Genomic DNA, 13,544 nt, shown 5'->3' with positions numbered 1-13,544 from the left:
CAGGAATGGCCTTACCCGCCTATATAGGGAATGATAATTTCATCATATTGACACTATTAATGGGAATATACTATGTATTGAAGAAAAAGACATTATTTCATCTTCAAAAGCAATATTTACTTTTCATCGGATGCTTGTTTTTTTCAATGCTTCTAGTCATAATAGGCTCTACATTAAGTTTAGGTACAGCACTCAGTGTTACTTCAATACCATTAATCATATATACTACTTACAAAATAGATCCACGTAACTATCTCCAAAGATTTGTCAAACTTTTTTTCTATATCGCTTTAATCAGCATTATCCTCTTTACAATCATACGCTTGTTTGGATTCAACTCGTTTTCCGGGATATTTCCACATTTATATACCTCCTTCTATAGAGAAGGGCAAGTCTATAGTTATGGAGGATTTTTATACCGTTTTGTCACCCTACATAGTGATAGAAATTGTGGTCCATTTGGCGAGCCGGGCCAATACCAATGCGTACTTGCTGTCGCCTTATATTTCACTCTATTTCGCCCCCTTCTTTTCAAAGAAAAAGAACGAATGCTATATATGATTGTATTCTTCTTCGCTTTGATTACGACCCTTTCCACAAGCGGTTATATAAGTTTATCTATATTAATTTTTTGCTTTTTGCTGCATTCCTCAAGAACTACAGATAAACGAATGAAAAAAATATATATAGCTATGATTATTGGTACTGTGTTTTTCATGTCGACGACAAAAGTTGGTAGTGAATTCATGAACACAGTTATATTCCACAAAATTTACGCAAACGGTCAATTGGATTTCTCTCTTAGTTCCGGTGGTGCACGTACCATAAGTATAAGTAGCGTATTATCTACCATATACCATCACCCTATTACTTTGGTTGGAGTTGGCTACGACGAATTACGCAATATGGGGGTGGGAGGATGTGCAGGTTTTCTATTCCTACTTCTCGCCATAGGAATAATGCCATTTTCCATATTATTTGGCTTTTGTTTCTATCAGGTATTTAAGTATAATAAAGGTATCTGGGACATAATAGTACGAATTTTATTAGTTTTAAATATGGGGTTAGGTCAGCCCCATATTATGAACTTTGCTCTCTTTACTATGATGTTATACCCTTACTTCATAGCTAACAGCTTTAAAAAAACAAATACATACTATGTCAGAGATTGCTAACAGAGTATTAAGAAACACTTGTTATCTCTATGCCAGAATGGGCATTACAATGTTCATCTCACTTTATACTACCCGATTGATACTAAATTCTCTCGGAGCTTCTGATTTTGGAATTTTCAACATTGTAGGTGGAGCAATTGGAATGCTTGGTTTTCTAAATGCAGCAATGGCAGATGCCACCCAGCGTTTCATGTCTTATGCTGAAGGCGAAGGAAACAAAAATAAAAAAAAAAGTATTTTCAATGTTAGTTTTATTCTTCACTTTATTCTTGCAGTAATTGTGGGAATTGTATTGCTGATAGCAGGTTTTTTTTTCTTCAATGGTATACTCAACATACCAATTGAGAGAGAGTTTGCAGCAAAGGTCGTTTATGGCAGTTTGATTATCAGTACCGTATTCACGGTAATGACTGTTCCATATAACGCAGTAATAAATGCCCATGAAAATATGAAATACTATGCAGCCATGGGATTGATCGAGGTACCCCTCAAATTGCTAGTTGCCATTATTTGTATGTACACTACTAACGATAGATTAATCATATATGGAATACTCATGGCTTGCATTCCCTTGATTATGCTTTCCACCATGCGAATATACTGTCACAAGCATTATGAAGAATGTATCATCTCTCCATACACTAACTGGGATAAAAAACTAATGAAAGAAATGACCTCATTTGCCGGATGGAATCTAACAAGCAGTGTAGCAAGTATTCTGACCATGCAAGGAGTATCAATCATACTAAATTCATTTTGGGGGGTATTAGCAAATGCAGCACAAGGAGTGGCTAATCAGCTTTCCGGCCAGATAATGGTATTTTCTAGAACTATGCTCACAGCCTTAAATCCCATAATCGTAAAAAATGAAGGGGCAAATAATAGAGAGAAAATGATAGAGGCTACTTTAGCTGGAAATAAATTTTCTTATCTTATAATGATTTTTTTTGCTATCCCATTCTGTATCGAAATGCCATTTATCCTCAAAATCTGGTTAAAAGAACCTCCAGAATATGCTGTGCTATTTTGCAGATTAATTCTGGTACGATTATCTATTACACAATTAACAATTACTTTCAACACCGCAATAGGAGCCACCGGAAAAATTAAAAACAGTAATTTTATAACGTCCATAATCATGATTTTAATGTTACCACTTACTTGTCTACTATATTATTGGGGTACTCCAATTTACACTATCTATATAGTGCTCATTTTTATGGTCATTTTACTATTCACCTCTTCTGTTTACTTCATGAAAAAACTTTGTAAATTAAGGATAAGACTATTTGTGAAAAATGTACTTTTCCCATGTTTTAGTGTTTCTTTTATTACACTTTCTACTGGTCTACTACCTCTTTGGGGATTTAAAGAATCCTTTTTTCGTTTCATTTTGGTGAGTGGTATTTGCGTCATTTCTTTCGGAGTATCATTTTACACCCTAGGCTTAAACCAAAAAGAAAAGTCACTAATACAATCATTAATAAATAAAATTAAAAAAACATGATTACATTCTTGACGAAGAATCATATTCCATACAAGGAATATATTCCATTATCTAATTTTACAGGCATGAATCAAATAGGAATATTACCACTAATTGTATATCCTGAAACCATAGAACAATTGAAGAGTATATATCTTAAAGCTATCACCGACAAACTTTCTTTTGATATTTTGGGAGGAATAACCAACACCTATTTATCCAACAATTATCAAAGAGATATAATAATAGTCACAACAAAACTCAAAGGAATAGAAAAAACGAATGAAACAATATGGGTTGAGTGCGGTTATAGTCTCACTAAAATAGCATGGGAATTATCATCAGAAGGCATAACTGGATATGAAGGTTTCATTGGAATTCCCGGCACTATCGGGGCAGCTGCTATCAACAATAGCGGAGCATTTAACACCTCCATCTCTAATATAGTAAAAAAAGTAAAAATTCTAACTCCACAAGGAAATGTCACCGATCTTACCAACAAAGAATTGAAATACACTAATCGAAATAGCATCTTAAAAAGAAATTTAGGAAAAGGCATTGTACTATATGTCGAATTAAATACAACAAATAAAGATAACGTAGACAATATTTTAAATAGAATCAAAATCTATAATGCTTTTCGTAAAACACAGGTAGATGGCAAACGAAAGAGTCTGGGAAGTATTTTCGTATCAAGTAGTCTCAAAGAGATAGGTAGACGGCATAAAATAGCAATTTTCACAAAGAAGGTAATCAACCAACCTATTAAATTCTTTTTCCATAATACAAGAATTAACACATTTCTTGATTTTTTATTTTTAGGCAAACCATCTTTAGCGAAACATTGCGATAATTTGAATAGGTTTTGTTGGCAAAAAAACACCAAAGAAGATGATTTTATGGAATACTTAAATTATATGCAAAAATTAGCAGGTAATCAATTAAAACTAGAAATTGAAATACGAAAATGAAAGTTGGAATTTATACTATACACGCAGCACATAATTTCGGAGCAATGCTGCAAGCATTTGCAACTCAATATATAATTAAGAGTTTTGGTATTGATGTAGAAATCGTAAATGACCATCCTAATGAAAAATTAAATGCATATCTAACTAATAATATTTCTTTAAAATCAGTTATAAAAAATCTATATGCGCTTATAAATCCACTGATATGGATAAAGAGCAAAAGATTTAGAGATTTTCACAAATCCATGCCATTATCTAAAAAGTATAAAAGCATCAACGATATATATAAGAATCCACCAAAATATGATATCCATTTAGTGGGTAGTGACCAAGTTTGGAATATAGAACGAAAAATAGACAAACAATACTATTATTTTCTTGATTTCCTACCAAGAAACGAAATATGCATCTCCTATGCCTCAAGTTTTGGAAATTCTAATGTTTCTAATTCTGTTTATCCACTATTACAACAATTACTTTCCAAATTTAATAAATTAAGTGTTCGAGAAAAAGGAGGAGTAAAACTGATTAAACGAGCAACAGGATTAGATGCTACATTGGTATTAGATCCAACACTTTTACTCACCGATGAGCAATGGTCTAAATTTAGTTCCACATCCCCTATTATTAAAGGCAAATATATCCTTTATTATGGATTTGATAAAAGTGAAAATTGTTATCAAATAATAAAAAGTTTACGTTTGTCTCTACAGTTACCGATTGTCGCAATATCTGTCAGCACAACAACTCCTTATAAATTTGATAAATTTATTCAAGCAGCTGGCCCCAAAGAATTTATAAATTTATTTAAACATGCCTTTTACATAATAACTAGTTCCTTTCACGGTGTTGCTTTCTCAGTCAATTTTCAGAAGAATTTTATTGTAATGCAACATGGCACACGAATGGAACGAATTGAATCATTATTAGACATTATAGGACAAAGAAAACGAATCGTTTCAAGTGCACAAGAACTAAAAGAACTACTCATAAATGATAAAAATATTGATTATCAAAAATGTTCAAGACTAATAATAGAAACAAGGAACTATTCTATCAGATGGCTTAAAAATGCACTATTAGAAAATGACCAAACAAAAAATATTCAATTAATAAATCTATAATCATTATTGTATGAATATTAAACAATTGAGAACAACATTAGGAACTATAAAGCGACTTTTTTATGATAGTCGTCCGCAAAAATTAGGAAAATATGGAAAGAATGTTTATATAGAGTATCCTCTTGTGTTTCACAATCCCTCTAATATATTTCTTGAGGATAATACATCTATTAAAGCCTTTACTACAGTATTGAATACAACCGGAAAATTTATAATGAAAAAGAATTCAACTGCAGCACAAGGGCTAACAGTTGTTACTGGCAACCATCATTACGTCAAAGGACATTTATTGAATGATTCCATAAGAAACAGACTTTCAGATATAGAAAAAGACATTATTGTAGAAGAAGATGCATTAATATGTGCCAATGTCACATTATTAAGTGGAGTCACAATAGGTAGAGGGTGTATCATAGGAGCAGGAACAGTTGTACGAAAAAGTACACCACCATACTCTATCGTTATTGGAAATCCTGCAAAGGTCATTAAGTTTATATTTACACCCAAAGAAATATTGGAACATGAGTTTGGACTTTATCCAGAAACAGAACGCTTATCACTAGACACTATAAAGAAACAGCAAGAAACATATATAGGCAAAACATTATAAAACAATGAACTATTTAACTGACAAGATTCTACGCGGAACACATCGACTCTATGTTAACCATTATGGTTCATACCTAAAACCTCTTGATCGAATAACAGATCCAAATGAAGCATCCAACATTATATATCAACAATTAAAATCAGATATTCCGTGTATGATTGCTCGCTATGGCAGTGTAGAAATTTTATGCATCAACAACTACCTAGGAATAAATAAGTTCAAACACAATATCTGGAATTATATTACAGATAAATCCCCTCAATTTTGGTGGAATAAGACTGGGATACAGAGCATGCAAAACAATGCAGGTTTTTTTCCACTTACAGAACAAAATTTAGAACGATTTGCAGAACTAATGATTGAAGACTCGAAGTTAGTGGATATATTAGGGTCATGGCGCTTAGAGGAACGTAGACTCATTGATATAGAAAATGTGAAAGCTGTGCAACTTCTACTATTAGAACCATACCATGCAATACACCCTTGGTCAAGAATTCTTAAAGGGAAAAAAGTACTTGTCATACATCCTTTCGCTGAAACAATACAACAACAATATGCAAACAAGAGAACACTATTATTCAAAAATCCAGAAGTTTTACCAGAGTTCCAATTAGAAACACTTAAGGCAGTTCAAAGTATCGGTGGCCAAAGTTCTTTTTACACATGGTTTGATGCATTACAATACATGAAAAACGAAATTGATAAACGGGATTATGATATCGCATTAATTGGATGTGGAGCATATGGATTTCCTCTAGCAGCTCATATCAAGCGAAGCGGAAAGAAAGCTATTCACCTAGGAGGAGCCTTACAACTGTTGTTCGGCATCAAAGGAAAACGTTGGAGTAATCCTACCTACGGTATAAAATCACTCCCTTTTATAAGGGAAAATTACTATAAAAATCTAATGAACGATTTTTGGGTTTCTCCATTAGAGACAGAAAAGCCATTTAATGCTAATAACGTAGAAGGTGGTTGTTATTGGTAAATTTATCTAGTTACAGTATACTCTATTTTATAAAATGACATCAAACATTAAGGTAATATATATCACAAAATATAACCAAAAAGAAATTTTAAAGAGACCTGATAATTTTGCTTATTACATTAAAAGCATGATGAATACAAACTTTATTGATGTGCATCTGTTAAATCCATTATCTTTTAAAAAAGCAAATAGCATTCTATCTTTTATTAGCCTAGTGAAAGCTATTAAAGAAGTTAGCCCTGACATTCTATATTTAGATAATCTGCAAGGACTCAACGAACTGATAACTCTAAAACGAGTCGGAATTTTAAAGTGTAAAATAGTTGCGTGGAAATACACTTACTGCAAAGAATACTCTAACCCTATTAAAAATTGGCTTACCAAGTTTTTTTATTGGACAGGAATAGACCGAATCTATATGATGTTTGACAACCACACACATCATGCAATAGTCCATAACATTGTGAAAGATTGCCAAATAACAACACTGAGCAGAGGAACAGAAGCCGAATGGTATCAAAAATATCTTATTCCCCAAAAAGACAATTTTCTGGTAATGGCAACAGGAAAGGATAGCAGAGATTACCAAACGCTCTGTGAAGCCTGCGAACAAACTCAGACAAATTGCCATATCATTACTCGCCGCCACGAAAGCAATATAAAAGTAGCGGAAAAGTTCAAAAACAGTCAATACATAAAATTCACATTTATGGAAGACCTACATATAAACAATGAATATGAGTACATTATGCAACAACAAGGCCAAGCATCTATATTGGCTATTCCTTGTGAGAGAAGAGAATATGGAGTAGGTTACACCAATATAGTAGAAGCATTGCCTTACTACATTCCAATCCTAATGACACATAACCCCGATATACACATAGATTTAGAAAAAGAAAACATCGGCTATTTAATAGAACCTTACGATGTCGAAACATGGAAAGAAAAAATCATTTACCTAAAGCAACATCCTGAAGTCATAGAAACAATGAGTAAACATGCTAAAAAGTTGACAGAAGGAGAATATAATGCACAAACCACTGCTTCCTATATAATAAATGACTTTATCCGAATCATCCAATAATGTAAGTATGAACTTCAAAATATGCCGCCAATTAATACACGAAGATTTTCGTAAGGTACTGACACAACAGCCACATAGAAAAATATCTGAATACTTATATATCCTAAGATATTTAATTTCCAATAACTCATTCAAATTTTGTTTTTGGTTCAGATTGGGCAGTTGGTCAAAAGGAAAGAAAAAAGTACTACCTATCTATATCCTTTCATTATATCCTTTCATGGATGATGCATCGGCATTATATGTTTAAATTTGGAATTCAGATGCCATTAGGTACCCCCGTAAAAGGAGGATTAAGCTTTAATCATTTTTCATGTATCATTATTAATGGAGCAACCCAAATAGGACATAATTGTACCATATTTCATGGCGTAACAACAGCTCTAAAAATGGGAGGAAGCAATGCTGGCGTACCCTCTATTGGAAATAATTGTGTGTTGGGACCAGGAAGTAAAATTTTAGGTTCTGTAACTCTTGGAGATAATGTTTTTGTGGGAGCCAATGCTGTAGTTACTCATGATATGCCATCAAACAGTATAGTAGCTGGAATCCCTGCAAAGGTGATTAGTATGAATGGACAGCAAAGTACAGAATTAGTAAGACAGCATAAATGAAAAAAAGAATAGAATGGATTGATTTATGCAAAATCATTACAATGATAATTGTATGCTATGATCATACAATTCAAAGCATTGCTCCCGATGAAGCCTTGAAAAACGGTTTCTTCATAGGCTCTATATCTTTTCATATGCCCCTATTTATGATATTAAGCGGCTATTTTATCAACCCTGAAAGAATGAGAACTGATAAAATTACAATATCTTGTTTTTCGAAATTTAAACATCTAATGATACCCGCTTTTTCTTGGTATATAATCCAATGTTGCCTATTTAGAGAAATACCTGAAGTAAAAGCATCATTAGAATCATATTGGTTTTTAAGCTGCCTATTTTTCTGCTTCTGCATATTAGCCATTATTACAAAAATCACTACCAATAACCTTATTGTATTTACGGTGGCATGTATAATAACCTATTTCACACCATACTGTTACTTTGTAAAGATTAATTTTTTAATGCCTTTCTTAGCTATAGGATATTGGTTGAATAAACATAATAAATATCTAACTTGGCAATTAGTATTACCTATATTAATGATTTACATAATCCTATATCAACATTGGACTTTTGAGGATTCTGTTTATATTACTCCTATTCGCTTTCACAAATTCAGTTCTATAATACCGATATCACACATAGCCATATTTCGATTTGCAATTGCTGTAACTGGAAGTTTATCAATAATATATGGTTGCATATTAATCACAAAGTATTTTAAAAACAACATCCTTATAAAAAAACTTATTCATTATGGGAAATATACACTTTGCATATATACCATACATTTCATTTTTATAAAACTCATAAAAGATTTTTTCAATAAACATTTGTGGAACAATGACTATCCTCTTATATTATTTTCAATATTAATATCAACACTAATAGTTATACTATCTCTATCAATTGCATCCTTACTTAGGTATAACCATTATACTAAAAAATTCTACTAGGAGACTTTTAAAATACAACAAATATGAAACTTACATTTAAGAATGTCTTGATTACAGGCGGAGCTGGTTTCATCGGCTCTAACATTGCATCAAAGTTAGTTGACAAAGGAGTTAACGTGACTGTATTAGACTCTTTGTCTGAGCAAATACACGGACAAAAACCGGAAGAGACATCCCCTCTTTATCTATCTATAAAAGATAAAGTCAAGTTCATCAAAGGAAGTGTCACATCACGGGAAGATTGGCTAAAAGCCATTGATGGTCAAGAAGCCATTATTCACTTGGCAGCAGAGACCGGTACAGGGCAGTCTATGTATGAAATAGAAAAATATGTAAATACTAATATCGGTGGAACAGCGTTAATGCTTGATATTTTGACCAATGCCAAGCACAACGTAAAGCGCGTTATTGTAGCTGAAAGCCGTGCCATCTATGGAGAAGGCAAATACTATAGCCCACTATTGGAAAAAGATGTTTATCCGAAAGAACGTTTAGACGAGAATATGTGCAAAGGAGAATTTGAATGTACTTATCCTAATGCTGGAAAGCTGCAATTAGTGGCTACCACTGAAGACTCGAAGATACATCCCTCTTCTGTATACGGCATAACCAAACAAGTACAAGGCCAATTGGCACATTTGGTATGCCCTTCCATCGGCATTGATGCTGTTTCATACAGGTACCAAAATGTATACGGTCCAGGTCAATCACTCTCCAATCCATATACAGGAATTCTTTCCATATTCTCAACCAGAATAAAAAATGGCAATGAAATCAATATTTTTGAAGACGGAAAAGAGACAAGAGATTTTGTATTCATCGAAGATGTAGTAGATGCAACTATTTTAGGCCTTGAAACCAAAGAGGCTGCCGGTCACGCTTTCAATATCGGCACAGGAGTTAGCACTGATGTTCTTACAGTAGCAAATACATTGTGTGAAAAATATAATATTAAGGTTCCCATCTCAATATCAGGAAATTATCGTTTAGGAGATATCAGACATAATTATGCCGATATAACATTAGCACGTACTATATTAGGCTATGAACCCAAATGGAGCTTTTCCGATGGTATAGGCGAATTCTGTAAATGGGTAAATACACAGGAGATACAAGCCGATATGTATGATGCCTCTATCCTAGAAATGAAAGAAAAAGGACTATATAAATGAAAATTCTTATAAACTACGCAGACAAGCAATATGAGCCTGCCCGTAAATGGAATACATTAACTGGTAGGTATATTGCTAGATTTGATAAAGTATATGAATATACTCCTAATGACATAGATCAATCATTTGCCAAACTACATCACGACATCCTATCACAAAAAAGAGGAAACGGCTTGTGGCTTTGGAAACCTTATTTTGTAAATAAGGCTCTGTCTGATTGTTCTGATGGAGACATCATATTCTACTGTGATTCAGGATCTTTCTTTATAGGGAGGGGGATAATCGCAAATCTTTCAGAAAAACAGCCTCTATTCGTTTGCGATATACCATTACTCGAATCTTGTTTTACGAAACCAGTATGCTTTGAAAAGATGGGGCTTACGGAAGAAAAGTATAAAACAAGTAATCAAATCATCGCAACTTATTTCTGCTTTCTTGTAACTCCTGCCACACGTAAATTTATGAAAGAATGGCTGTCACTATGTTGTGATTTTGAACTATTATCACCAGCAGGATTAGGAAAATTCGATGTTCCTACAACCGATTTTGGAGAAGCATTCGTTGCCCATCGTGAAGATCAAAGCATTTTTTCATTACTATGCAAAAAACATGGAATATCCCCCCATCGAGACATCAGCCAACGTGGAAAGCACCCCGAAACCTATAAATCACCATTCTATGCCTATAAAATTCCAATACACCCAAATGATAAGTATAAACCTATAATTTTCCTACACAAATCACCTCGATTGAACTTACAATGGTTTATACGATATATTTATCATAAAATTAAGCCATAATATATTCCCCTTTATCAATTGCAATATGAACCATATAGCCATACTTTTGACTGTATTTAACCGTAAGGAGAAAACCATAAAGTGCCTGCGCAACATAACAGCACAATCACTTCCAGCTGACACTAAGTTTGACATTTATATAGTGGACGGAGGTTCTACTGACGGAACTGTAGAAAGCGTAAAAACACAGTTTCCCCATGTTAACATCAAAACCGTAGATGGAGTATTCTGGAATCGCGGTATGATAGAAGCATGGAAAATGGCCGAGGAAAAAAAACGAAATGGATGTAACTATGATTATTACCTTTGGCTAAACGATGACACCTTCATATACAAAGACTGTATCGCATCTTTGCTCCGTGTAAGCCTATTGAAAAAAAACAGAACCATCGTACTTGGGTCTACAGTGGATACTCAGACACGTAGCAAACTAACGTATGGAGGCAGAGATAAAACTGGAAAAGTGGCACGCCCATCTTCTGATGACAGCCCTGTGCCAGTAATTATGATGAATGGAAATATAGTATTGGTTCCTCACAGCGTGTACAAGAAATTGGGGACACTTGACCCCTACTATACACATGCGCGCGGTGATTTTGATTACGGGCTGCGCGCCCGTAAAGCTGGAATAGAATTATGGCAGGTAGGACATCCACTTGGCGAATGTGATGCGCATGAACACATTGATGCCTGGTGCGACCCAGAAATACCGCTAAAGAAGCGTTGGAAACTTATGTACCGCCCCAATGGAATGCCTCCAATGGAAATATTTCATTTAGAGAACAGACATTATGGATTCTGTATTGCACTGAAGCATTATTTCACAATTCATCTCCGTTGTATTTGGCCAAATCTTTGGATAAAAGCAGGTAAAGCAAACATAAATAAGCTACACTTTAATGTAATAAACAGACAAAGATTATGATAAATAGTAAAAATAAGATACACCAGGGGGGGGGGGAGAATAGAATATATTGATTTAGCTAAAGGTTTTTGTATTATCCTTGTTGTATTGTTCCACTGTGACATATATTTCTATCACATTGGATATGAATTCAACACAATGGTTGGTAACACTTTCCGCATGCCATTATACTACTTCTTATCAGGACTATTCTTCAAACCATATAATGGATTTTTTAATTTTGCTATCAGAAAAGCGAACAAATTATTGATACCCTTTTTCTTTTTCTATTTTTGTACAGGAGTGATTGTACCATTCATTCTACAAGAATTAAATGTAGATATGGGAATCAAGTCTGTCATAGGATGGCATAGTTTCATTGATTTTTATAATGAGAAATTCACAAATATCCCTTTATGGTTCTTGTTAAGTTTGTTTGAAACCAATATCATTTTTTATTTTTGTTTGATTTTTATAAAAAAATATACAAAGTGCTTCAAAATAGCCACACTTATATGTATCTTATTTATAATTGGTATAATAGGATTCTTTATGGGAAGGAATAATGTCAATATCCAGATATTTATTGACACTAGTATGACAGTGCTCCCGTTCTTTGCCATTGGGTACATTTTCAGGAAATATACCCACATACTCGAACCTAATAAATGGGATAAGTATTGGATATTATTTGTACTTATGTCTGGTGGTATTACTTACCTACTTTCCGGAGGAAACCTTATGTATATAGAAAATAAGTTCGATGTACATCCTATAGCTTTTTATGTTTCCGGAATAACAGGAACTTTGTGTGTACTGTTTATATCAAAAGCTATAGTAAAAATACCATTTATAAGCTATATAGGAAGATATTCAATTATGTTATTGGTTACCCATCTTCTGCTATTAGCCGTTGTATCGCTTATTATCAACAAGATTATCAGTAACCACGACAGAGCTTATTGGTGTACAGTATGCATTACTTTAGCTTCATATTCAATCATTATACCTCTAATGAAAAGATTTCTGCCTTTTGTAACTGCACAAAAGGATTTATTCAAAGTATAAAACAAAAACTATTACAAATTATGATCTGGAAAGAATGCAAAAGTCTTATTGTATCCGACTTGGAAAGGTTAACAAAAATTAATAAATGGGGGGGGTAAAATCGCTTCTATTTAATGCGTCATTTCGAATCACCTTTTGGTTTAGAATTGGTTCCTATCTAATAACTAAACACCACTTTATGGCTAAATTCTGTTTAAGGTGCGTCCAGCTTATTCATAAGCACAATCAATATCTCACAGGTATTCAAATTGGATTTGGTACAAAAATAGGTAAAGCACTAATGTTTCCACATTATTCATGCATTGTCATCAACGGTTCAGCTATAATTGGGGACAACTGTACCATCTACCATGGTGTAACAGTAGGTAGTGTACGCGGTCCTAAAGGTGGTGCACCTCATATTGGAAATAATGTCGTGATAGCCTCTGGAGCTAAAGTAATTGGGAATATTACTATTGGGAATAATGTGATGATTGGTAGCGGAGCTATTGTGGTAACAGATATTCCTGATAACTCGGTAGTAGTAGGCAATCCGGGAAAAGTGATTTCAAAGAGAGGATTAGAACACACAAAATATTATAGTTAAAAT

14 protein-coding genes are annotated in these 13,544 nt (G+C 33.6%); all 14 read left to right on the top strand.

Features of this window, described 5'->3' with window-relative positions:
- Nucleotides 1-5 precede the first annotated feature (5 nt).
- On the top strand, nt 6-1,175 hold the full coding sequence (locus DWZ03_RS12835; RefSeq protein ID WP_229084506.1) for an O-antigen ligase family protein: 1,170 nt from the start codon (nt 6-8) through the stop codon (nt 1,173-1,175).
- A complete protein-coding gene (locus DWZ03_RS12830) occupies nt 1,159-2,682 on the top strand; it encodes an MATE family efflux transporter (RefSeq protein WP_120130239.1) in 1,524 nt (507 codons plus the stop codon). Before DWZ03_RS12835 ends, DWZ03_RS12830 begins: the two co-directional genes overlap by 17 nt.
- Nucleotides 2,679-3,632: an FAD-binding protein gene (locus DWZ03_RS12825; protein WP_120130238.1), complete on the top strand. Its 954-nt coding sequence runs from the start codon at nt 2,679-2,681 to the stop codon at nt 3,630-3,632. The genes DWZ03_RS12830 and DWZ03_RS12825 overlap by 4 nt, the downstream gene beginning before the upstream one ends.
- Nucleotides 3,629-4,756: a polysaccharide pyruvyl transferase family protein gene (locus tag DWZ03_RS12820; protein ID WP_120130237.1), complete on the top strand. Its 1,128-nt coding sequence runs from the start codon at nt 3,629-3,631 to the stop codon at nt 4,754-4,756. Before DWZ03_RS12825 ends, DWZ03_RS12820 begins: the two co-directional genes overlap by 4 nt.
- A 10-nt stretch (nt 4,757-4,766) precedes the next feature.
- On the top strand, nt 4,767-5,366 hold the full coding sequence (locus DWZ03_RS12815; protein WP_120130236.1) for an acyltransferase: 600 nt from the start codon (nt 4,767-4,769) through the stop codon (nt 5,364-5,366).
- A gap of 4 nt (nt 5,367-5,370) precedes the next feature.
- Nucleotides 5,371-6,354 (top strand): hypothetical protein, encoded by a 984-nt coding sequence (locus DWZ03_RS12810; RefSeq protein WP_120130235.1) that lies wholly within the window; start codon nt 5,371-5,373, stop codon nt 6,352-6,354.
- A 34-nt stretch (nt 6,355-6,388) separates the two neighbouring features.
- Nucleotides 6,389-7,441 (top strand): glycosyltransferase, encoded by a 1,053-nt coding sequence (locus tag DWZ03_RS12805; protein WP_120130234.1) that lies wholly within the window; start codon nt 6,389-6,391, stop codon nt 7,439-7,441.
- A gap of 242 nt (nt 7,442-7,683) precedes the next feature.
- Complete coding sequence (locus DWZ03_RS20230; protein WP_229122395.1) at nt 7,684-8,055, top strand: serine acetyltransferase; 372 nt, start codon at nt 7,684-7,686, stop codon at nt 8,053-8,055.
- On the top strand, nt 8,052-9,011 hold the full coding sequence (locus DWZ03_RS12795; RefSeq protein WP_120130233.1) for an acyltransferase family protein: 960 nt from the start codon (nt 8,052-8,054) through the stop codon (nt 9,009-9,011). The genes DWZ03_RS20230 and DWZ03_RS12795 overlap by 4 nt, the downstream gene beginning before the upstream one ends.
- A gap of 23 nt (nt 9,012-9,034) precedes the next feature.
- Nucleotides 9,035-10,183 carry an NAD-dependent epimerase/dehydratase family protein gene (locus DWZ03_RS12790; RefSeq protein ID WP_120130232.1) on the top strand — a complete coding sequence of 383 codons (1,149 nt, stop codon included), beginning with the start codon at nt 9,035-9,037 and terminating at the stop codon, nt 10,181-10,183.
- The gene (locus DWZ03_RS12785; protein ID WP_016273467.1) at nt 10,180-10,983 is read left to right on the top strand and encodes a hypothetical protein; all 804 of its coding nucleotides are present in this window, start codon (nt 10,180-10,182) and stop codon (nt 10,981-10,983) included. The genes DWZ03_RS12790 and DWZ03_RS12785 overlap by 4 nt, the downstream gene beginning before the upstream one ends.
- A 25-nt stretch (nt 10,984-11,008) precedes the next feature.
- Nucleotides 11,009-11,908, top strand: a complete 900-nt coding sequence (locus DWZ03_RS12780; RefSeq protein WP_005827989.1) for a glycosyltransferase family 2 protein — start codon at nt 11,009-11,011, stop codon at nt 11,906-11,908.
- Between the two features lie 3 nt (nt 11,909-11,911).
- Nucleotides 11,912-12,955 (top strand): acyltransferase family protein, encoded by a 1,044-nt coding sequence (locus DWZ03_RS20455; RefSeq protein ID WP_120130231.1) that lies wholly within the window; start codon nt 11,912-11,914, stop codon nt 12,953-12,955.
- A gap of 178 nt (nt 12,956-13,133) precedes the next feature.
- Complete coding sequence (locus DWZ03_RS12770) at nt 13,134-13,541, top strand: serine O-acetyltransferase (protein ID WP_050758074.1); 408 nt, start codon at nt 13,134-13,136, stop codon at nt 13,539-13,541.
- Nucleotides 13,542-13,544: the final 3 nt, after the last annotated feature.

The organism is Bacteroides sp. AF29-11 (assembly GCF_003602895.1).
In the GTDB taxonomy this organism is placed as follows: Bacteria; Bacteroidota; Bacteroidia; order Bacteroidales; family Bacteroidaceae; genus Bacteroides; species Bacteroides uniformis.
The sequence above is the reverse complement of the archived record's forward strand: the minus strand, read 5'-3'. Positions and strand labels throughout refer to the sequence as shown.

What these genes read in the sequence shown, in the direction of transcription:
- DWZ03_RS12820 (WP_120130237.1), top strand. Translation starts at nt 3,629, where the DNA reads ATGAAAGTTGGAATTTATACTATACACGCAGCACATAATTTCGGAGCA.
- DWZ03_RS12835 (WP_229084506.1), top strand. Translation starts at nt 6, where the DNA reads ATGGCCTTACCCGCCTATATAGGGAATGATAATTTCATCATATTGACA.
- DWZ03_RS12825 (WP_120130238.1), top strand. Translation starts at nt 2,679, where the DNA reads ATGATTACATTCTTGACGAAGAATCATATTCCATACAAGGAATATATT.
- DWZ03_RS12830 (WP_120130239.1), top strand. Translation starts at nt 1,159, where the DNA reads ATGTCAGAGATTGCTAACAGAGTATTAAGAAACACTTGTTATCTCTAT.
- DWZ03_RS12795 (WP_120130233.1), top strand. Translation starts at nt 8,052, where the DNA reads ATGAAAAAAAGAATAGAATGGATTGATTTATGCAAAATCATTACAATG.
- DWZ03_RS12805 (WP_120130234.1), top strand. Translation starts at nt 6,389, where the DNA reads ATGACATCAAACATTAAGGTAATATATATCACAAAATATAACCAAAAA.
- DWZ03_RS12780 (WP_005827989.1), top strand. Translation starts at nt 11,009, where the DNA reads ATGAACCATATAGCCATACTTTTGACTGTATTTAACCGTAAGGAGAAA.
- DWZ03_RS12790 (WP_120130232.1), top strand. Translation starts at nt 9,035, where the DNA reads ATGAAACTTACATTTAAGAATGTCTTGATTACAGGCGGAGCTGGTTTC.
- DWZ03_RS12770 (WP_050758074.1), top strand. Translation starts at nt 13,134, where the DNA reads ATGGCTAAATTCTGTTTAAGGTGCGTCCAGCTTATTCATAAGCACAAT.
- DWZ03_RS20230 (WP_229122395.1), top strand. Translation starts at nt 7,684, where the DNA reads ATGTTTAAATTTGGAATTCAGATGCCATTAGGTACCCCCGTAAAAGGA.
- DWZ03_RS12815 (WP_120130236.1), top strand. Translation starts at nt 4,767, where the DNA reads ATGAATATTAAACAATTGAGAACAACATTAGGAACTATAAAGCGACTT.
- DWZ03_RS12810 (WP_120130235.1), top strand. Translation starts at nt 5,371, where the DNA reads ATGAACTATTTAACTGACAAGATTCTACGCGGAACACATCGACTCTAT.
- DWZ03_RS12785 (WP_016273467.1), top strand. Translation starts at nt 10,180, where the DNA reads ATGAAAATTCTTATAAACTACGCAGACAAGCAATATGAGCCTGCCCGT.